This window comes from Streptomyces kebangsaanensis (genome assembly GCF_001906585.1).
Classification (GTDB): Bacteria; Actinomycetota; Actinomycetes; order Streptomycetales; family Streptomycetaceae; genus Streptomyces; species Streptomyces kebangsaanensis.
The window spans coordinates 61123-81414 of sequence record NZ_JUJA01000156.1 but is presented as its reverse complement, the minus strand read 5'-3'; the positions used below and the strand labels follow the sequence as shown (position 1 = coordinate 81414).

Annotated in this window: 17 protein-coding genes, 2 tRNA genes and 2 pseudogenes; 11 read left to right on the top strand and 10 right to left on the bottom strand. The window is 69.6% G+C overall.

The genetic code is table 11. The annotated features are described in order from the left end of the window. Nucleotides 1–633 (bottom strand): J domain-containing protein (locus tag RH94_RS26650; protein ID WP_234426068.1); only part of this gene is annotated, 633 nt, incomplete at its 3' end. 836 nt (nucleotides 634–1469) lie between these two features. Then, nucleotides 1470–1556 (bottom strand) — tRNA-Leu (locus RH94_RS26645). Between the two features lie 512 nt (nucleotides 1557–2068). Between RH94_RS26645 and RH94_RS26640 the strand changes: the two genes are divergently transcribed. From RH94_RS26640 to RH94_RS26610, 7 genes are all read left to right on the top strand, one after another. Next, nucleotides 2069–2941, top strand: coding sequence for an FhaA domain-containing protein (locus RH94_RS26640; RefSeq protein ID WP_073950671.1), 873 nt, complete (start codon nucleotides 2069–2071; stop codon nucleotides 2939–2941). A 10-nt stretch (nucleotides 2942–2951) separates the two neighbouring features. Next, complete coding sequence (locus RH94_RS26635) at nucleotides 2952–3464, top strand: FHA domain-containing protein FhaB/FipA (RefSeq protein ID WP_073950669.1); 513 nt, start codon at nucleotides 2952–2954, stop codon at nucleotides 3462–3464. A 133-nt stretch (nucleotides 3465–3597) separates the two neighbouring features. Continuing rightward, nucleotides 3598–5163, top strand: coding sequence for a Stp1/IreP family PP2C-type Ser/Thr phosphatase (locus tag RH94_RS26630; protein WP_073950667.1), 1566 nt, complete (start codon nucleotides 3598–3600; stop codon nucleotides 5161–5163). Between the two features lie 27 nt (nucleotides 5164–5190). Then, complete coding sequence (locus RH94_RS26625; RefSeq protein ID WP_073950665.1) at nucleotides 5191–6636, top strand: FtsW/RodA/SpoVE family cell cycle protein; 1446 nt, start codon at nucleotides 5191–5193, stop codon at nucleotides 6634–6636. Next, complete coding sequence (locus RH94_RS26620) at nucleotides 6633–8114, top strand: penicillin-binding transpeptidase domain-containing protein (protein ID WP_073950663.1); 1482 nt, start codon at nucleotides 6633–6635, stop codon at nucleotides 8112–8114. The genes RH94_RS26625 and RH94_RS26620 overlap by 4 nt, the downstream gene beginning before the upstream one ends. 170 nt (nucleotides 8115–8284) lie before the next feature. Further along, the gene (pknB, locus tag RH94_RS26615) at nucleotides 8285–10261 is read left to right on the top strand and encodes a Stk1 family PASTA domain-containing Ser/Thr kinase (RefSeq protein WP_073950661.1); all 1977 of its coding nucleotides are present in this window, start codon (nucleotides 8285–8287) and stop codon (nucleotides 10259–10261) included. A gap of 205 nt (nucleotides 10262–10466) precedes the next feature. Then, a complete protein-coding gene (locus RH94_RS26610; RefSeq protein ID WP_073950659.1) occupies nucleotides 10467–11495 on the top strand; it encodes a restriction endonuclease in 1029 nt (342 codons plus the stop codon). 89 nt (nucleotides 11496–11584) lie between these two features. Here RH94_RS26610 and RH94_RS26605 read toward each other — a convergent pair whose 3' ends face one another. The 5 genes and pseudogenes from RH94_RS26605 to RH94_RS26590 form a co-directional block, all read right to left on the bottom strand. Beyond that, nucleotides 11585–12364 carry a class E sortase gene (locus tag RH94_RS26605; protein ID WP_073950648.1) on the bottom strand — a complete coding sequence of 260 codons (780 nt, stop codon included), beginning with the start codon at nucleotides 12362–12364 and terminating at the stop codon, nucleotides 11585–11587. Between the two features lie 14 nt (nucleotides 12365–12378). Further along, on the bottom strand, nucleotides 12379–13551 hold the full coding sequence (locus RH94_RS26600; RefSeq protein WP_073950647.1) for a class E sortase: 1173 nt from the start codon (nucleotides 13549–13551) through the stop codon (nucleotides 12379–12381). Beyond that, nucleotides 13548–14186, bottom strand: a complete 639-nt coding sequence (locus RH94_RS26595; protein ID WP_073950646.1) for an aminodeoxychorismate/anthranilate synthase component II — start codon at nucleotides 14184–14186, stop codon at nucleotides 13548–13550. The genes RH94_RS26600 and RH94_RS26595 overlap by 4 nt, the downstream gene beginning before the upstream one ends. Further along, a pseudogene (locus RH94_RS39930) lies at nucleotides 14183–14391 on the bottom strand (hypothetical protein). The gene RH94_RS26595 and the pseudogene RH94_RS39930 overlap by 4 nt, the downstream one beginning before the upstream one ends. Before the next feature lie 56 nt (nucleotides 14392–14447). Continuing rightward, nucleotides 14448–15230 (bottom strand): DUF881 domain-containing protein, encoded by a 783-nt coding sequence (locus tag RH94_RS26590; protein ID WP_073950645.1) that lies wholly within the window; start codon nucleotides 15228–15230, stop codon nucleotides 14448–14450. A gap of 141 nt (nucleotides 15231–15371) precedes the next feature. Between RH94_RS26590 and crgA the strand changes: the two genes are divergently transcribed. Continuing rightward, nucleotides 15372–15626 (top strand): cell division protein CrgA, encoded by a 255-nt coding sequence (crgA, locus tag RH94_RS26585; RefSeq protein ID WP_073950644.1) that lies wholly within the window; start codon nucleotides 15372–15374, stop codon nucleotides 15624–15626. A 283-nt stretch (nucleotides 15627–15909) separates the two neighbouring features. Here the strand turns inward: crgA and RH94_RS26580 are convergent, their stop codons facing one another. Both RH94_RS26580 and RH94_RS26575 read right to left on the bottom strand, forming a co-directional pair. Beyond that, on the bottom strand, nucleotides 15910–16836 hold the full coding sequence (locus RH94_RS26580) for a rhomboid family intramembrane serine protease (RefSeq protein WP_073950643.1): 927 nt from the start codon (nucleotides 16834–16836) through the stop codon (nucleotides 15910–15912). Between the two features lie 128 nt (nucleotides 16837–16964). Continuing rightward, the gene (locus RH94_RS26575; protein ID WP_073950781.1) at nucleotides 16965–17498 is read right to left on the bottom strand and encodes a peptidylprolyl isomerase; all 534 of its coding nucleotides are present in this window, start codon (nucleotides 17496–17498) and stop codon (nucleotides 16965–16967) included. A 393-nt stretch (nucleotides 17499–17891) separates the two neighbouring features. Between RH94_RS26575 and RH94_RS26570 the strand changes: the two genes are divergently transcribed. Beyond that, the gene (locus RH94_RS26570; RefSeq protein WP_073950642.1) at nucleotides 17892–18602 is read left to right on the top strand and encodes a DUF5324 family protein; all 711 of its coding nucleotides are present in this window, start codon (nucleotides 17892–17894) and stop codon (nucleotides 18600–18602) included. A 124-nt stretch (nucleotides 18603–18726) separates the two neighbouring features. Here RH94_RS26570 and RH94_RS26565 read toward each other — a convergent pair. Continuing rightward, nucleotides 18727–18799: transfer RNA gene (locus RH94_RS26565), tRNA-Ala, on the bottom strand. A gap of 182 nt (nucleotides 18800–18981) precedes the next feature. Between RH94_RS26565 and RH94_RS26560 the strand changes: the two genes are divergently transcribed. After that, a complete protein-coding gene (locus RH94_RS26560; RefSeq protein WP_073950641.1) occupies nucleotides 18982–19530 on the top strand; it encodes a helix-turn-helix domain-containing protein in 549 nt (182 codons plus the stop codon). Nucleotides 19531–19602: 72 nt separating this feature from the next. Continuing rightward, nucleotides 19603–20292, top strand: a pseudogene (locus tag RH94_RS44690) (serine/threonine-protein kinase); the annotation flags it as partial.

The window sequence follows — 20292 nt, the reverse complement described above, 5'->3', positions numbered from 1 at the left end:
GCTCGGCCGCTGCTCCTCGGGCTTCGGACCGGCGGCCCACTCCGCGGCCAGCTCCCGCAGCTCGCCCTCGTCACCGCGGGCGTAGGCGGCGTTGACCCGGGTGATGAACTCCTCGCGCCGCTGGCGCTCGGCGTCCTCCTGCGCCAGGTCGGGATGGGCCTTGCGGGCCAGCTCGCGGTACAGCCTGCGGGCCTCCTCGCTGGGGCGCACCCGCTGCGGGGGCCGCACGGCCTGGTCGGTGAGCATCGCGACGGCCTCCGGGAACAGGCCGTGGGAGTCCATCCAGCCGTGCAGCAGCTCCTCGACGCCGTCGATCGGCTGCACCCTGGCCCGTGCCTCCTGCGCCTTGCGCAGGTCCTCGGGGTCACCGGTGCGCGCGGCCCTGGCCTCGGCCGTCTGCGCCTCCAGCTCCTCCAGCCGCGCGTACAGCGGCCCGAGCCTCTGCTCGTGCAGCCGGGCGAAGTTCTCGACCTCCACCCGGAAGGTCTCCACCGCGATCTCGTACTCGATGAGCGCCTGTTCGGCGGCCCGTACGGCCCGCTCCAAACGCTCCTCGGGCCGCGCCGCAGCGCCCTGGGACGTCGCCCGGTCCGCTCCGGCGACGCCACCCTGTTCAGCTTCCGGAGTCGTCACCCGACCAGCCTAGCGCCGCGCGGGCCGGGCCCCCGCCCACCACCGCGGTTCCGCCCCGGCCCCAACGGCCGCTTCCGCCCCGTCCATCCGCTCGGGCCGCCACCGGGACGCCCGGACCGCACAGCGGCGCCCACCGCGCCCACTGCGCGCACCGCGCACACCGCGCCGGAACGCGGCCCCCTCCCCCCACCCCCACAACGCCGGGCAGGAGGACACGACGACATCTCCTCCGGCGCGACCGGCGCGATTACCGTCATCGGCGGCCTCCACCGGAGCGCGACCGCGCGACGAGCACACCGCACGCGCTCCGTGTCACGCCTTCGGCCGGAACCGCGTCCCGCTCCCGGCGTGCCGCTCGGCTCCTGGCAGGCCGACGACGCCGGCACCTCCACGTCAAGGCCCAGGCACCCGGCCGGTGCTCACCACCCAGCCGTACTGCCCCGGTGCGCCGCGCAACGGCACCGACGCCCTCTTCGACCCGGTCCTGCCGATGGACGTCCGCGGAGCCGGCAACGGCAGGGAAGCCACCTTCGACTCCGTCCTGGACGCCAACGGCACACCGGGACCCGGGGGACCCGGCGACCCGGGCACCCCGCCCACCGAACCGCCGAGCGGCACCTGGGGCCCCGAACGTCCCCGCCCCGTGGCGCCGCGAGTGACCGCCGACCCCACCGCACGCAGCGGGCCCCGGCACGTGAGATACCTCACGTGCCGGGGCCCGCTGTCCATCCGTCCGGCCGGGTCGTGCGATGCCTCACACCTCCTGGACGGCCAACCGAAAACGGGCCCCCACCGTGACTTTCGTCACTGGCGGAGACCCGTACATCGGTATCTCGTGGTGCGCGAGGGGGGAGTTGAACCCCCACGCCCTTGCGGGCACTGGAACCTGAATCCAGCGCGTCTGCCTATTCCGCCACCCGCGCATTGGGTGTGTCCTCCGGCTCCCTTCCCCCTGGGGGGCCGGCGCCTTCCGACATCCAGAACATTAGCACGCCCGGGAGGGTGGGTTCACATCGCTTTCCCGGGGCAGGAGTCCGGGGCCGGCCGCGCCGAAAAGGCGAGAACAGGCCTTCGCGGCAGCGCCTGGAGGATCCTGTTCCGCATCAGCCCTTGCCGGTTCACGTATCAACCTCGTACCGGTCCCGCCCGTCTCCCCAGGAGCCGTACGAGGTCCACCGTCAGGTGCGGGACACTGGTCTCCGGCCGCCTCTACGATCCTGGGCAGAAGCACGAAGCGCAGCACCCGGCGGAAGTGCCGGAAAGCCCGGGCGGGAAGGGCCCGTCGACACCCGTCGACGGGGCCGACAGGGGGAACCGGCCGATCCACCGGCGCGTGGATACGATCAGTAAGCAGTACCAGGTAAGACAAGACGCAGCAGCACGACGGCAAGACCCGCAACGACGACAGCGACGGCCACGACGGAGGAGGTGCCCCATGGGAGTCCTGAAGAAGTTCGAGCAGCGTCTCGAAGGTCTGGTCAACGGCACCTTCGCCAAGGTCTTCAAGTCCGAGGTCCAGCCCGTGGAGATCGCGGGTGCGCTCCAGCGCGAGTGCGACAACAACGCCACCATCTGGAACCGCGACCGCACCGTCGTACCCAACGACTTCATCGTGGAGCTCAGCGCGCCCGACTACGAGCGTCTGAGCCCCTACTCCGGCCAGCTCGGCGACGAACTCGCCGGCATGGTGCGCGACTACGCCAAGCAGCAGCGCTACACCTTCATGGGCCCGATCAAGGTCCACCTGGAGAAGGCCGAGGACCTGGACACCGGCCTGTACCGGGTCCGCAGCCGCACCCTCGCCTCCTCCAGCAGCCAGCAGGCCCCCGGGACCCCCCAGGCACCTTCCGCGCCCTCCGCGGCCCCGTACGGCCGCCCCGGCGCCCCGGGCGGATACGGCTACCCGCCCGCCGCCGGCCCCGCGGGGGCACCGCCCATGCCGTCCGCGCCGCCGCCCGGCCGCCCCGGCGGCTACGGCTACCCGCAGCCCGCCCAGCGGCCCCCGCAGATCCCGTCGGCCGGCGGCCGCACCCGCTACTGGATCGAGATCAACGGCACCCGCCACCAGATCTCCCGCCCGACGCTGGTGCTGGGCCGCAGCACCGAGGCCGACGTGCGGATCGACGACCCCGGCGTCTCCCGCCGGCACTGCGAGATCCGGACCGGAACGCCCTCGACGATCCAGGATCTCGGGTCCACCAACGGCATCGTGGTGGACGGGCAGCACACCACCCGCGCTACGCTCCGCGACGGCTCGCGGATCGTCGTGGGCAGCACCACCGTTATCTATAGGCAAGCCGAAGGGTGAAGCGGGGGCAATGTCAGAGCTGACCCTCACGGTCATGCGGCTGGGTTTCCTGGCCGTACTGTGGCTGTTCGTGATCGTGGCCGTGCAGGTCATCCGCAGCGACCTGTTCGGTACGCGCGTCACCCAGCGGGGAGCCCGCCGGGAGGCCGTCAGGCCCCAGCAGGCCGCGCGGCAGGCCGCGCCTCCGCCCCAGCGCGGCCAGCAGGGCGGCGGCCGTCAGCGCCGCAACGCCCCCACCAAGCTGGTGGTGACCGAGGGAATCCTCACCGGGACCACCGTCGCGCTGCAGGGCCAGACGATCACCCTGGGCCGCGCCCACGACTCCACGATCGTGCTGGACGACGACTACGCCTCCAGCCGGCATGCCAGGATCTACCCGGACCGCGACGGCCAGTGGATCGTCGAGGACCTCGGATCGACCAACGGAACGTACCTGGACCGGTCCCGGCTCACGACCCCCACACCGATCCCCCTGGGCGCGCCGATCCGCATCGGCAAGACCGTCATCGAGCTGCGGAAGTAGTACGACTAATGAGCGAGCGGAGCGAGCACGCAGCGGCGGCCGGCACCCCGGGCCCCGGCGCGCTCCCGACCGGAGGGTGGGCAGTGTGGCTCGACACGATCGGCTGTACCCGGAGCCGACGGGCGAGGTGCGCATGAGTCTGTCACTGCGCTTCGCCGCCGGATCGCACAAAGGCATGATCCGCGAGGGCAACGAGGACTCCGGCTACGCCGGACCGCGTCTGCTCGCGATCGCCGACGGCATGGGCGGCCAGGCCGCCGGTGAGGTCGCCTCCTCCGAGGTGATCTCCACCATCGTCGCCCTCGACGACGACGTCCCCGGCTCCGACATCCTCACCTCCCTCGGCGCCGCCGTGCAGCGCGCCAACGACCAGCTGCGCGCCATGGTCGAGGAGGACCCGCAGCTGGAGGGCATGGGCACCACGCTCACCGCCCTGCTGTGGACCGGCCAGCGGCTCGGCCTCGTGCACGTCGGCGACTCGCGCGCCTACCTGCTGCGCGACGGCGTACTGACCCAGATCACCCAGGACCACACCTGGGTGCAGCGCCTCGTCGACGAGGGACGCATCACCGAGGAGGAGGCCACCACCCACCCGCAGCGCGCCCTGCTGATGCGCGCCCTGGGCAGTGGCGAGCACGTCGAACCCGACCTGTCCATCCGCGAGGTCCGCGCCGGCGACCGCTACCTGATCTGCTCCGACGGCCTGTCCGGCGTCGTCTCCCACCAGACGATGGAGGAGACCCTCGCCAGCTACCAGGGCCCTCAGGAGACCGTGCAGGAGCTGATCCAGTTCGCGCTGCGCGGCGGCGGCCCGGACAACATCACCGTCATCGTCGCCGACGTCCTCGACCTGGACACCGGCGACACCCTCGCCGGACAGCTGTCCGACACCCCCGTCGTGGTCGGCGCGGTCGCCGAGAACCAGCACCACCTGCACGACAACGGCATCATGCAGACCCCGGCCGGACGCGCCTCCGGCCTCGGCCGCCAGGTCCCCGGACAGGGCGGCGCGGGCGGCGAGTTCGGCCCGCCCGGCTCCGGCGACACCACCGGCTACGCCCCCGCGGCCGGCTTCGGCGGCTACGACGACGACTTCGTCAAGCCGAAGAAGAGCCGCAGGTGGCTGAAGAGATCCTTCTACAGCGTGCTCACGCTCGCCGTCATCGGCGGCGGCCTGTACGGCGGTCACCGCTGGACGCAGACGCAGTACTACGTCGGCGCCAACGAGGAGCACGTCGCGCTGTACCGGGGCATCAGCCAGGACCTGGCCTGGCTGAAGCTGTCGAAGGTGGAGAAGGACCACCCCGAGATCGAACTCAAGTACCTGCCGCCCTACCAGCAGAAGCAGGTCAGGGCGACGATCGCCGCGGGCGGCCTCAAGGACGCCCGCAAGAAGATCGACGAGCTGGCGGTGCAGGTCTCCGCGTGCAAGAAGGAGACGCAGCGCCGGGCCGCCGAGGAGAACAACGCCAAGCCGGGCCAGGGCCAGGCCGAGGGCACCACCGGCACCGCGAGCACCACGGGAACCACTCGCACCGCCTTCACGTCCAAGGCGACACCGACGCCGAACCCGTCGGTGTCGAAGTCCCCGTCGTCACCGTCGTCCCCGTCCACGTCCACGACCGCGTCCACTCCCAGCCCCGGCCCCACTCTCTCGGAGGAAGAGCAGAAGGTCGTCTCGCTGTGCGGTAAGCAGTAGGCAAGCCGTGAGAGGCCCTGTCACACGATGAGCAGCACTCCCAACCCGTCGACGCACCACACGTCCACGATCGGCGCCATCGGCGCGCCGAGCCGGCGCAACACCGAGCTCGCGCTGCTGGTCTTCGCCGTCGCCATCCCGGTGTTCGCCTACGCCAACGTGGGCCTGGCCATCAACAACCAGGTGCCCGCCGGTCTGCTGAGCTACGGCCTGGGCCTGGGCCTGCTGGCCGGCGTCGCCCACCTCGTCGTACGCAAGTTCGCCCCGTACGCGGACCCGCTGCTGCTGCCCCTGGCCACGCTGCTGAACGGGCTCGGACTGGTCGTCATCTGGCGACTGGACCAGTCGAAACTGCTGCAGGCCATCGAGCAGGCGGGGACGGCCGCCCCACGGCAGCTGTTCTACACGGCGATGGGCATCGCCCTCTTCGTGGTGGTGCTGATCTTCCTCAAGGACCACCGCGTCCTGCAGCGCTACACCTACATCTCCATGGTCGGCGCGCTGGTCCTGCTGCTGCTGCCCCTGGTCCCCGGCCTCGGGCAGAACATCTACGGCGCCAAGATCTGGATCTCGGTCGCCGGATTCTCCATCCAGCCCGGTGAGTTCGCGAAGATCGTGCTGGCGATCTTCTTCGCCGGCTACCTGATGGTGAAGCGCGACGCGCTGGCCCTCGCCAGCCGCCGCTTCATGGGCCTGTACCTGCCGCGCGGCCGCGACCTCGGCCCGATCCTGGTCGTCTGGGCCATCTCCATCCTGATCCTGGTCTTCGAGACCGACCTCGGCACGTCCCTGCTGTTCTTCGGCATGTTCGTGATCATGCTGTACGTCGCCACCGAGCGGACCAGCTGGATCGTCTTCGGTCTGCTGATGTCCGCCGTCGGCGCCGTCGGCGTGGCGTCCTTCGAACCGCACATCCAGACGCGCGTCCAGGCCTGGCTCGACCCGATGCGCGAGTACCAGCTGAGCCGGGCCGGCACCAAGGACGGCATGCTCCACTCCGAGCAGGCCATGCAGGCCCTGTGGGCCTTCGGCTCCGGCGGCACCCTCGGCTCCGGCCTCGGCCAGGGCCACTCCGACCTCATCCGGTTCGCCGCCAACTCCGACTTCATCCTCGCCACCTTCGGCGAGGAACTGGGTCTGGCCGGCCTCATGGCGATCCTGCTCATCTACGGCCTGATCGTGGAGCGCGGCGTACGCACCGCGCTGGCCGCCCGCGACCCCTTCGGCAAGCTGCTCTCCATCGGCCTGTCCGGCGCCTTCGCGCTGCAGGTCTTCGTCGTGGCCGGCGGTGTGATGGGCCTCATCCCGCTCACCGGCATGACGATGCCGTTCCTGGCGTACGGCGGCTCCTCCGTCATCGCCAACTGGGCCCTGATCGGCATCCTGATCCGGGTCAGCGACACCGCACGCCGCCCCGCGCCCGCCCCCGCCTCCAATCCCGACGCCGAGATGACACAGGTGGTCCGCCCGTGAACAAACCCCTGCGCCGGATCGCGATCTTCTGCGGCCTCCTGATCCTCACCCTGCTCATCCGCAGCAACTGGATCCAGTACGCCAAGGCCGACAGCCTCAAGAACGACGCCGAGAACCGCCGCGTCACCATCGCCCGTTACGCCACCCCGCGCGGCGACATCATCGTCGGCGGCTCCCCGATCACCGGGTCGACGGAGACGAAGTCCAACGGGCTCAACGACCTGAAGTACAAGCGCACCTACAAGAACGGCCCCATGTGGGCCCCCGTCACCGGGTACGCCTCCCAGGCCTTCGGCGCCACGCAGCTGGAGAACATCGACGACGGCATCCTCACCGGCAACGACGACCGGCTGTTCTTCCGCAACACCCTGGACATGATCACGGGCAAGCCCAAGCAGGGCGGCAACGTGGTCACCACGCTCAACGCGGCCGCGCAGAAGGCGGCGTACAACGGCCTGAAGGGCCACGGCAAGGGCGCCGTCGTCGCCCTGGAACCGTCCACCGGCAAGATCCTGGCCCTGGCCTCCTACCCGTCGTACGACCCCTCGTCGTTCGCCGGCACCGCGAACACGGACGCCGAGGCCTGGAAGAAGCTGCAGAAGGAGAACAACCCCAGCGACCCGATGCTCAACCGGGCGCTGCGCGAGACCTACCCGCCCGGCTCCACCTTCAAGGTGGTCACCGCGGCCGCCGCGCTGGAGAACGGCCTGTACACGTCGGCCGACCAGCCCACCGAATCGCCGCTGCCCTGGGTCATGCCCGGCACCACCACCGAGCTGAAGAACGAGGGCAACATCCCCTGCGAGAACGCCACCATGCGCGAGGCGCTGCGGGTGTCCTGCAACACCGTCTTCGGCAAGATCGGCGCGGACCTCGGCAACGAGAAGATGCTCGAGGAGACCAAGAAGTTCGGCTTCACCAAGGAGCAGTTCGTCCCGGTCCGCGCCAACGCCTCGGTGTTCTCCGACGACATGAACAAGTCGCAGACCGCGCTGTCCTCGATCGGCCAGTTCAACACCGCCACGACCCCGCTGCAGATGGCCATGGTCGTCTCGGCGATCGCCAACGACGGCAAGCTGATGAAGCCGTACATGGTCGACAAGCTGCAGTCGCCGAACCTCGACACCCTCGAGCAGACCAAGCCCGAGGAGCTGAGCCGGCCGCTGTCGTCGAGGAACGCCCAGATACTGCAGTCGATGATGGAGACCGTCGTCAAGGACGGCACCGGCAGGAACGCGCAGATCGGCGGCGTCACCGTGGGCGGCAAGACCGGTACCGCCCAGCACGGCGTCGACAACAGCGAGAAGCCGTACGCCTGGTTCATCTCCTACGCCAAGACGAGCGACGGCAGCTCGCCGGTCGCGGTCGCCGTGGTCGTCGAGGACGACAACGCCAACCGTGACGACATCTCCGGCGGCGGCCTCGCGGCCCCCATCGCCAAGAGCGTCATGGAGGCGGTCATCAACTCCAGGCAGTGACCCCTGTCACGTCCCCTTCACATCGGTGCACGTTGGGATACCGGTCCTGTATCGGGTGCCGGGCTTGGCCAGGTCACACAGAGCGAGCCGGGTACGGTAGGCCCGGACAGCAGCCTCCGGCGGCACACGTGGTGCCGGTCGGGACCGACGGAGAGGGCTGGTAGCGAACTATGGAAGAGCCGCGTCGCCTCGGCGGCCGGTACGAGCTGGGCCATGTGCTCGGCCGTGGTGGCATGGCGGAGGTGCACCTCGCGCAGGACACCCGGCTCGGCCGCACCGTGGCGGTGAAGACGCTGCGCGCCGACCTGGCGCGCGACCCTTCCTTCCAGGCCAGGTTCCGCCGGGAGGCCCAGTCGGCCGCCTCGCTCAACCACCCCGCGATCGTCGCGGTCTACGACACGGGCGAGGACTACATCGACGGGGTCTCGATCCCGTACATCGTCATGGAGTACGTCGACGGCTCCACGCTCCGCGAACTGCTGCACAGCGGCCGCAAGCTGCTGCCCGAGCGGTCCATGGAGATGACCATCGGCATCCTCCAGGGACTGGAGTACGCCCACCGCAGCGGCATCGTCCACCGTGACATCAAGCCGGCCAACGTCATGCTGACGCGCAACGGCCAGGTCAAGGTCATGGACTTCGGCATCGCCCGCGCCATGGGCGACTCCGGCATGACGATGACCCAGACCGCGGCCGTCATCGGCACCGCCCAGTACCTGTCTCCCGAGCAGGCCAAAGGCGAACAGGTCGACGCGCGGTCGGACCTCTATTCGACGGGCTGCCTGCTCTACGAACTGCTGACGGTCCGCCCGCCCTTCGTCGGCGACTCCCCGGTCGCGGTCGCCTACCAGCACGTCCGCGAGGAAGCGCAGCCGCCCAGCGTCTTCGACCCCGAGATCACGCCCGAGATGGACGCGATCGTGATGCGCGCGCTGGTCAAGGACCCCGACTACCGCTACCAGTCCGCCGACGAGATGCGCGCCGACATCGAGGCCTGCCTCGACGGGCAGCCGGTCGCGGCCACGGCCGCCATGGGCGCGGTCGGCTACGGCGCCTACCCCGACGACCAGCCGACCACCGCCCTGCGCTCCGAGCCCGCCGCCGGCGCCACGACGATGCTGCCGCCCATGAACCCGGACGACGGCGGCTACGGCTACGACGACCGCCCCGACCGGCGGCGCCAGAAGAAGTCCAGCACCTCCACGGTCATGCTGATCGTCTCCGGCATCCTGGTCCTCGTCGGCGCCGTCCTCATCGGCATGTGGATCTTCAGCGGCGACAACGCCAAGGACAAGATGGTGGACGTGCCCAACTTCGTCGGCCAGACGAAGGCGGAGGCCCAACAGACGGCGGAGAACGTCACCCTGGAACTGGCCTTCACCGAGGACACCTGCGACGACCAGCCCAAGGGCAAGGTCTGCTCGCAGGAACCCAAGGTGGGGGGCCAGATCGAGAAGAACACGACCGTCAACCTGGTGCTGTCCACGGGGGCGCCGAAGGTGCAGGTGCCCGGCGTGGTCGGCCTCAGTCTCGACGACGCCAAGGCGAAGCTCGAGGGCGACGACTACCAGTTCAAGGTCGAGACCAAGTTCAGGGAGTCGACGCAGGAGGCGAACAACGTCCTCGATCAGGACCCGGTGAACGGCAAAGAGGTCGAGAAGGGCTCTGTGATCACCCTCACCGTCGCCAAGGCCGTCGAGAAGACGACCATCCCCGACGTCATCGGCAAGACCTGTGACGAGGCCAGGGTCCGGATGGAGCAGAGCAACCTCACCGGCAACTGCACCGAGGAGCCTGTCAACGACCCCAACCAGAACGGCACGGTAATCGAGACCGTTCCGGGCCCCAACCAGCAGGTCGACAAGAATTCCTCAGTGAACATCAAGATCGGCAAGCTGGTCGAGCAGGAAAAGGTCACGGTTCCGGAGATCCAGGGGCGGAAGCTCAAGGACGTCAAGAAGGCGTTTGAGCAGGCGAATCTCCAGGTCGGCGAGGTCGTTGGTTCGGACGACGACGACGCCATCGTCTTCGGCTCAGACCCGGGGCAAGGTTCTCAGGTCGCCCCGGGTACGCCGATCCGCCTCTTCACCGCAGGCGGCGGCAACAGAGGAAACGGCAACGGCGGCTTCTTCGGCGGAGGCGGCTGACCCGACCGCCCCCGGCCCTGACGACAAGAGCCCCGGCCCCCTCCTGCGAGGGGGCCGGGGCTCTTGTCGTACCGCCCCACGCCACCACAAACCTGTACGCAATCCGATCGTGCCTTCATATGTCACCACTCGTTGATCGGGTGGGGTGGGGAATCGGAACGCTCTGCCCCGGCCATGTGGCCGCACACGAACAGAAGGGCAGAACGTGATCAACGAGTCGGTGCTCCTGGAATCGAAGAGCATGCGCAACAGCGTGCTCGACCGCACGGACGCGCTCGACAGGGTGAAGGCACTGTCACTGCTGCCGGACGGGATGCATGTCACGACGGCGATGGTCGCGGCGTACTTTCAGGTGCGCGTCAAGGCCATCCGGTCCTTGGTGATCGACCACAGGGCGGAACTGGAAGCCAGCGGCTATCGCGTGTTGACAGGTACCGAACTGAGCGCCTTCAAGGCGCTCAGTGGAATCCAGTCGCGCACGCCATCATTGGCTCTCTTCCCGCGCCGCGCCGTCCTCAACGTCGCCATGCTTCTCCGCGACAGCGAAGTCGCACGTCAGGTGCGTGTCTACCTCCTCGACATGGAACACCTGGCCCGCACCCAGCCTGTGGAAAACTCCCCCCAGCCGCCCGTCGTCTCCCTCGACGACCGCATCGACCAGCGCATCACCCACATCCTCGGCAAGACCGTCGTCCCGATGTTCAACGCGCTCATCGCCGCCTCCGGCGAACACCGCCGCGAGCTCATCGCACTCCGCCAGGACATCGAGAACGTCAAACGCAGTCTGTGCCAGCAGCATCGACGCATCAGCATCCTGGAAGGGGAAGCCCCCACAGGACATGTCAGGACGCTGCTCAAGTCCATGACCTGGCAGCAACTCGAACATCACGTCGCCGGCCTCCTGCGCCGTGACGGCTGTACGGACGTCATCGTGAGGCAGGCGAACAGGGACCGGGGCATCGACATCACCGCACGCACCGCCGACGGCCGCACCGTGGCCGTCCAGTGCAAGAAGTACACCGGCCACCGGGTCGTACCCAGCGCCGCCATGCAAAAGTTCGCGGGCGCCGCACGGGCCGTGATCCAAGTGGACGTTCCGCTCTTCGTGGCCACGTGCAACTACAGCGGCGAGGCGCAGGCGATCGCCGACCTGAGCGGGATCATCACGGTGAACCGCGAAGAGCTGGAGGCATGGAGCGCGGGCTCGCGTCTCAAGGTGCTGCAACAGCCCTGACAGCACGAGGCCCGAAGCCGCAAGACCAAGTTGCGGCTTCGGGCCTTTCACATGTTAGGGGACTGCCCTCCTCAAAGGAGGTCAGTCAGTCAGCCCGCCCGCAGTTCCTCCGGCGGCGTCCGCTCGGCGTCCACCTTCTCCACCCGGACCAGCTCCCCCCAGACGATGTACCGGTAGCGCGAGGTGTACACCGGCGTGCACGTCGTGAGGGTGATGTAGTGGCCCGGCTTCTTGACGCCCGACTCCTTGGGAACCGGGGAGAGGACCTCGACGTTGTACTTCGAGGTCTCCGGGAGGATGCCGTAGACCTTGTAGACGTACCACTTGTCCTTCGTCTCGAAGACGACCGGATCGCCCACCCGCACCTTGTCGATGTGGTGGAACTTCGCCCCGTGCCCGTCCCGGTGGGCGGCGAGGGAGAAGTTGCCCGTCCTGCCGGACGTCGGGAGGGCCGCCTTGACGGGGTCCAGGTAGTAGCCGGCCACGCCGCCGTTCAGTACGTCGTCCGACGTGCCCTTCTTGACCAGCACCTCGCCGTTGTGCATGGACGGCACGTGCAGGAAGCCGATGCCGTCCTTGGTGTCCAGCGCGCCGGGACCACTGGGAGCGGACTGGGCCCACTCGTCACGGACCTTGTGGCCCTGCTGATCGGCCTTGCGGTCCGCCAGGACGTTCGTCCACCACAGGGAGTAGGCGACGAACAGGCCGAGGACCAGGCCCACCGTGATGAGGAGTTCACCGAAAAAGCTGACGGCGAGGGCCAGCGGACCGGGCCCGCGGCGGCGTCCCCCGGGACCGGCAGCCCGGGCGTCACCGCGCCCTTGACCGCCGTCGCTGTGCTCTGCCGTGTCGTCCGTGGTCGCTGCCACTGTTCATCCGCCCTTTAACTGACGAGCGCATCCGGCTTGCCCTTGCTGCGCGGCCGTTCCTCGACCATCTTGCCCCAGACGATCAACCGGTACTTACTGGTGAACTCCGGTGTGCAGGTGGTCAGTGTGATGTAGCGGCCGGGCTTGGTGAAACCCGAACCCTTCGGGACGGGGTCGAGGACGCTCGTGTTGGACGGCGGCGTCACCGGCAGTATCGACGCCATCTTGTAGACGAAGTACGTGTCCTGCGTCTCGACGACGATCGCGTCGCCCGGCGAGAGCCTGTTGATGTACCGGAACGGCTCGCCGTGCGTGTTGCGGTGGCCCGCGAGCCCGAAGTTGCCCGTCTTCGCCTCCGGCATCGCCGTGTTGAGGGCACCCTCCGCGTAGTGCCCGACCATGCCCTTGTCCAGCACCCTCGACTTGCTGATGCCCTCCGCGACCGGCACCACCACGTCCAGCTTCGGAATGTGCAGGAGGGCGAAGCCCTGCCCCGGCTCGAACGCCCCCGGGTTCCGCTTGCCGCTCGCCCAGTCGTTCTGCAGCTGGCTCGCCTCACTGCCCGCCTGGGCGTGCGCCCGCACGTTCGTCCACCACAACTGGTAGGTGACGAAGAGCAGCATCACCACGCCCGTGGTGATGAACACCTCACCGATGACCCGGCTGGCGATGACACCCGGGCTCGCCCTGCGCGCCCGCTCCTGCCGACGTGCCTCGACCCGGGACAGCGGCGCGGGCGACCGGTCCGCCGGCCTGTCCTCCTCCGGCGCCGCCCCCTCGGCGGCCCCACGACGGCCGTTACGGCGTCTGGCGGCCTTTCTGCGGGCCGCGCGCCCACCCGTTGGTGGTCCGGTGGCCCCTGTGGCCGAAGAGGCGCCAGGCGGCGGATCCGGGATCCGCAGCGCCATCGTCTCCTCGTCCACGGCAGGCGGAGCGGCAGGCGGAACGGCAGACTGAACGGAATGCGGCACGGGCGGCGCATACGCCGTCGCCGCGTCACCGGCCGGCTCGTACGGCACCCCCGCCGGACCACCCGCCTGGGGCGCCGCGTACGGCGCCGCGTACGGCTCCTGAGGAGGAGCGCCCTGCGGCCCCGCGCCGTACCACTCCCCGAACGCGCCCGGCTCCCCGTACGGCTGCTGCCCGTACGAGGGGTCCGTCTCGCGCTCGGGGCGCAGCGCGGTCACGCCGTGGCCCTGCCCACCACCGGGGCCAGCCCCGCCGATCTCGCCACGGCCCCCTCGTCACCGCACTCCACCAGCCAGTTGGCCAGCATCCGGTGCCCGTGCTCGGTCAGCACCGACTCGGGATGGAACTGCACGCCTTCCACAGGGAGTTCACGGTGCCGCAGCCCCATGATGATCCCGTCGGGCGTACGCGCCGTCACCTCCAGCTCGGCGGGCACGGTCGCGGGCTCGGCGGCCAGCGAGTGGTAGCGGGTCGCCGTGAACGGGGAGGGCAGACCGGCGAAGACGCCCTTGCCCCCGTGCTCCACCGGCGAGGTCTTGCCGTGCAGCAGCTCGGGGGCGCGGTCCACCACACCGCCGTACGCCACCTGCATCGACTGCATGCCCAGGCACACCCCGAAGACCGGAACACCGGTCGCGGCGCAGTGCCGGACCATCTCCACGCAGACACCGGCCTGCTCGGGCGTGCCCGGTCCCGGTGAGAGCAGGACCCCGTCGAAGCCGTCCTGGGCGTGCGCCGTCGACACCTCGTCGTTGCGCAGCACCTCGCACTCGGCCCCCAGCTGGTACAGGTACTGGACCAGGTTGAAGACGAAGCTGTCGTAGTTGTCGACGACGAGAATCCGCGCGCTCACTGGTTGTCCACCGTCACATCGTTGAAGGGAAGCAGCGGTTCGGCCCACGGGAAGACGTACTGGAACAGGACGTAGACCACGGCCAGGACCAGCACCAGTGAGAGCAGTGCCTTCAGCCACGCGTTCCCCGGCAGATGCCGCCAGATCCAGCCGTACATGCCGTCCCTTTCGTCTCCCACGGCACCAGACTCACGCCGTACGCCACCAGACTAACGGCGCGGCGCCCCGGGTTTCCCAGCCTCCGCGGGGCTGGCCCCCTGCCTACTCCACGGGCTTCGCGTAGTGCAGGTCCACTGTGCCCGAGTAACCCGGAAGAGTCACCGTTCCCTCGTCGTCGACCTTCCAGCCGAGGCCGTAGACGTTGACGTACACCATGTAGTTCTGGATCGCCTGGGAGTCCGCGAGCGCCTTGCGCAGCCTGTCCGGGTCGCCGACCGCCGTGATCCTGTACGGCGGTGAGTACACGCGGCCCTGGAGGATCAGCGTGTTGCCCACGCAGCGCACCGCGCTGGTGGAGATCAGCCGCTGGTCCATGACCTTGATCCCCTGGGCGCCGCCGTTCCACAGCGCGTTGACCACGGCCTGGAGGTCCTGCTGGTGGATCACCAGGTAGTCGGGCTGCGGCTCGGGGTAGCCGGGGAGTTTCGCGGTGGCGTCCGGCGGGGCGTCGTCGAGGGTGACCGTGATCGCCCTGCCCCTGAGCTTCCGCGTGCCCGCGCTCTCCTCCAGGCCGGCGAGCCGGTCGCCCCGGGCCTTGCCGTCGCCGTCGTCGTCGCGCCGGGCGAGGGACTCGATGTCGTCGCGCAGGGCGGCGTTGGACTCGTCCAGCTCCTGGTTCTTGCGGCTGCGCTCCTGGACGAGGTCGGACAGCTTCAGCAGCGACGCGTCCGTGCGGATGTTGGTGCCCTTGGCCGTGTCGAAGCTGGTGAAGAAAATGAGCCCGGCGAGGGCGAAGACGGCCACGGTGAGGATCCGCACGGGCTTCGGACGGCGCGGGCGGGCCGGGCCGTCACCCGTCTCGGGGAAGTCGGCGGAATTGCTCAACGTACCCTTATCTCCTTCAGCGCCGTGGAAGCACTACGCTAACGGACGCCCGGGAGAATACTCAGTGTCCCCTTGTACGCTGCCCCGGAGCCAGCCCAGTTCCCTGCGCGGCCACGCAGCGCATCGACAGGAGAGACCCTCGTGCCGAAGTCACGTATCCGCAAGAAGGCCGACTACACCCCGCCGCCCTCCAGGCAGCCCACGAGCTTCAAGATGGAGAACCGCAGCTGGGTGGCGCCCGTCATGCTGGCCATGTTCCTCATCGGTCTGGCCTGGATCGTCGTCTTCTATGTGACCGACGGCTCACTGCCCATCGACGCCCTGGGCAACTGGAACATCGTGGTGGGCTTCGGCTTCATCGCCGCCGGGTTCGCCGTCTCCACGCAGTGGAAGTGACGCCGGCCTGCCGGTGACACAGCTCTGCCCATGGCTGTTCGCTGAGTTATCCACAGGTCGGCGCAATGTGTCCACAGGTAACTGGGGAAAAGCCCCGATCTGTGGATAACCACTTCCCCGTTGACGCCGGTGTGACTGTCACACCGCCCTTCGGTGCTTCTCGCCCCCTTCCTGACCTGCGCAAACGCAGACGGCGGGGGGCACACGCGTTCCCACACTCTATGCACAAGATTCGCCACCGTCTGTGGACAACGGTGGGGCCGCAGGGTCCCCGGCCGCGGTCTCAGGTGAGCTGAGCCGTCCTGAGCAGCGTCAGCACCACGACGACCACCAGCACCAGTGCACAGGTCCCATACTGCACCAGGGTCCGCCGCTCGCGCGGGGCGTGGACCATCGCGTATCCGATGATCACACCGGCAACCAGGCCGCCGATGTGGGCCTGCCAGGCGATATTGCCCCAGCCGAAGGTGATGATCAGGTTGATCACCAGCAGGACGACGATCGGCCGCATGTCGTAATTGAGCCGGCGCATCAGCACGGCGGTGGCGCCGAACAGACCGAAGATGGCGCCGGAGGCACCGAGCGAGGGCTGGTTGGGCGCGGCGAGCAGATAGGTGAGCGCGCTGCCGGCGAGCCCGGCGGTGAAGTAGAGCGCGAGGTAGCGGGCGCGGCCGAGGGCCGCCTCCAGCGGGCCGCCGATCCACCACAGGCTGAGCATGTTGAACAGGATGTGGATGTAGCTGCCGTGCAGGAACATCGCGGTGAGCAGCCGGTACCACTGGCCGTCCGCGACCCCTCCGAGGGAGCCGAGCGAGGGGATGTAGGCCCGGCCGACGAGGTCGAACCGGTCGGTGAACCGGTCTCCGAGGGAGAGCTGGACCAGGAAGAAGGCGAGGTTGAGGCCGATCAGCACCTTGGTGACCAGCCGGGGGTCGGCGGTGACCGAACCGCCGGCCAGCGTGCGGGGCCGGTTCGCGGCGGGTGAGTGGCCGGTGCCGGAGCCGCCCCGGACGCAGTCCGGGCACTGGAAGCCCACGGAGGCGTTCACCATGCACTCGGTGCAGATCGCCCGGTCGCAGCGGGTGCAGCGGATGCCGGTCTCGCGGTCCGGGTGGCGGTGGCAGGTGGGCAGGCGGTGGGCGTCCTGCGGGCCCTGGTCCGCCGGGTCCTGGCCCGTCGGGCCCTGCGGGCTGCCTGGTGCCTGGTCCATGGGGTCCCCTCGATTCGTCCTGGGCGGTGCACGGCTGCGGCTCCTTCGGGCAAGGCACCGCCCCGCCCATCCTTACGGACGAGCGGGGCGATTGGTTCCCTCGGGGGTGTCGGGCCGGGCGCTCGGGCTCAGCCTTCGCGGGTCTCGACGACGACGGACTCGATGACGACGTCGTTGACGGGACGGTCGGTGCGCGGGTTGGTCTGCGTGGTCACGATGGAGTCGACGACCTTCTGGCCGGCCGGGTCGGTGACCTCGCCGAAGATGGTGTGCTTGCGGTTCAGCCAGGGCGTCGCGGCGACGGTGATGAAGAACTGCGAGCCGTTGGTGCCCGGGCCGGCGTTGGCCATCGCCAGCAGGTAGGGCTTGTCGAAGGAGAGGTCCGGGTGGAACTCGTCCTCGAACTGGTAGCCGGGGCCGCCGGTGCCGTTGCCCAGCGGGTCACCGCCCTGGATCATGAAACCGCTGATCACCCGGTGGAAGACCGTGCCGTCGTAGAGCTTCGCCGTGGATTTCTCGCCGGTGGCGGGGTTGGTCCACTCGCGCTCGCCCTGGGCGAGCTCGACAAAGTTCCGGACCGTCTTGGGGGCGTGGTTCGGCAGGAGCCGGACCTGGATGTCGCCGTGGTTGGTCTTCAGGGTGGCGTAGAGCTGCTCAGCCACGATCTGCCTTCCGTTGTCTTCCTTGTGACTCCACGATCCTCGCACGGCCTGTGCCGTGCGTCGCCCGGCGGCGGTTTCCGGGCGGGCATCCGCCGGTTTCGGTTGCGCGACGCCCGGCCGGTCCTCCCGGGCCGGGAGCGCGGCGCGGCGATCCATGGCATTGTCGACGACAAGCCCCTGTTGCTCCGCATTCATTCGCTCTCACACGATTCATCCGCTCTCGCACGTGACCGTCTCGCGGCGGGCTCTCCTCCGGGAGGGCCGCTGTGGTCGCCGGAGTCATGGCCCGTGACCCGGATGCCCGTCATCGCATGCCCGCGGGCGCCCGGACAGGCATGATCCGTAAAAGGGTGGAAAGTCGAAATACCGTACGCCACCGAGGAGGAGGAACCCGTGACCCGCATCGACAGCGTGCGCGCCGCGACCGGCTCGGCGAAGGACAGCGTGCTGCACGCCGCGGAAGTGGTGGCGCCCTACGCCGACACGGCCAAGGAGAGGGCCGCGCACTACGCACACGAGGCACGCGTACGGCTCGCGCCGAAGGTGTCGCTGGCCGCCGACCAGGCCCGCGTCCAGTACGGCGCCCATGTCGCACCCCGGCTGGAGCAGGCCCGTACCCAGGCCATGGCCTACGTACCACCGAAGGTCGACCTGGCCGCCCAGCAGGCGGCCGAACGGACGCGCAGGGCAGCCCGGCAGGCCGCCGAGTATTCCCGGCCGAGGATCGAGCAGGCGAGGGCCGCGGCGGGGCCGGTCGCGGACGAGGCGGCCGCGCGCGGTGCCGCCGCGCTGGTCGCGCTGCGCGGTCAGGTGCCGGCGCGGAAGATCCAGAAGCTGGCCCGCAGGCAGCAGCGGCGGTGCCGGGCGGGCCGTGCCGCGAAGATGTTCGCGGTGGTGGGCGTGCTCGCCGGCGGCGCCTTCGCCGCCTGGAAGTGGTGGGACAAGCAGGCCAACCCCGACTGGCTGGTGGAACCGCCGGCCGCCACGGAGGTGCCCGAGCCGGGTGGGCTGGCTTCGGTGGAGGGCGGCGACCAGTCCGTACTGGACCCGGAGGTGCGGGCGAAGCAGGCCGAGGAGGAGGCGGACCGCGACAAACGCGGCTGACCCCCTCCTGGTGGTGCGGCCGCAGACCGGTGTGACACGAGGAAAGCTCCCCCGATCCGTTTCCCGGATCGGGGGAGCTTTCTTCTCGCGTCCACGTCCGTACTGACGTCCGTGTCCGTGTCCGTGGAGCCTAGGGGAGTCGAACCCCTGACATCTGCCATGCAAAGACAGCGCTCTACCAACTGAGCTAAGGCCCCGGAAGAGGGGCATCCGGCCGGAGATCGGACTGCCGGTCGGGTGCCGCAGACCAGAGTACCGGGTCACCCCCCGGATCCCGCAAAAGGATTGGGGGTCCCCGTGGCCGACCACTCTCCGTAAGATGCTCGGCGTGGTTCGCTACAGCGAACCACGGTACCTGGGGAAGCGATGGGGAGACGCAATGGACGCCGCACAGCAGGAAGCCACCGCAAGAGCGCGTGAACTGCAGCGGAACTGGTACGGGGAGCCGTTGGGGGCGCTCTTCCGCAAGCTCATAGACGATCTCGGGCTCAACCAGGCCCGGCTGGCGGGGGTACTGGGGCTGTCCGCGCCGATGCTGTCGCAGCTGATGAGCGGCCAGCGCGCGAAGATCGGCAATCCGGCGGTGGTCCAGCGGGTGCAGCTGCTGCAGGAGCTGGCGGGGCAGGTGGCGGACGGCAGCATCAGCGCGGCCGAGGCCACCGAGCGCATGGAGGAGATCAAGCGGTCGCAGGGGGGCTCGGTGCTCAGCAACACCACGCAGTCGACGAGCGGTTCGGGAGCGCCGACGGTCAAGCGGGTGGTCCGCGAGATCCAGTCGCTGCTGCGCTCGGTCGCGGCGGCCGGTGACATCATCGACGCGGCGAACGCCCTGGCCCCGACCCACCCCGAGCTGGCGGAGTTCCTCCGGGTGTACGGCGCGGGCCGCACCTCGGACGCGGTCGCGCACTACCAGACCCACCAGAACTGACCCGGCGGGGGCCGTGTCGCCCCGTCGGGGAGGACCGGGTGGTGGCCGCAGGGGGAGGAGCGACGCACAGCCATGGGTGAGGTCTTCGCCGGCCGGTACGAGCTGGCCGACCCGATCGGACGCGGTGGGGTGGGCGCGGTCTGGCGTGCCTGGGACCACCGGCGCCGCAGGTACGTGGCCGCCAAGGTCCTGCAGCAGCGCGACGCGCACTCGCTGCTGCGCTTCGTGCGGGAGCAGGCGCTGCGGATCGACCACCCCCATGTGCTCGCGCCGGCCAGCTGGGCCGCCGACGACGACAAGGTCCTGTTCACCATGGATCTGGTGGCCGGCGGTTCGCTGGCCCACCTGGTCGGGGACTACGGCCCGCTGCCCCCGGCGTTCGTCCGCACGCTGCTCGACCAGTTGCTGTCGGGGCTCGCCGCGGTGCACGCGGAGGGGGTCGTGCACCGTGACATCAAGCCCGCCAACGTGCTGCTGGAGGCGACCGGGACGGGCCGGCCCAGGCTGCGGCTGTCGGACTTCGGCATCGCGATGCGGCTGGGCGAACCGCGGCTGACGGAGACCGACCTGGTGGTGGGGACACCGGGTTATCTCGCGCCCGAGCAGATGATGGGTGCCGAGCCGGACTTCCCCGCCGACCTGTTCGCCACCGGTCTGGTCGCCCTCTATCTGCTGCAGGGCGCCAAGCCCGACGCCAAGGCGCTCGTGGAGTACTTCGCGGAGCACGGGACGCCGCGTGCGCCCGAGGGCGTGCCCGAGCCG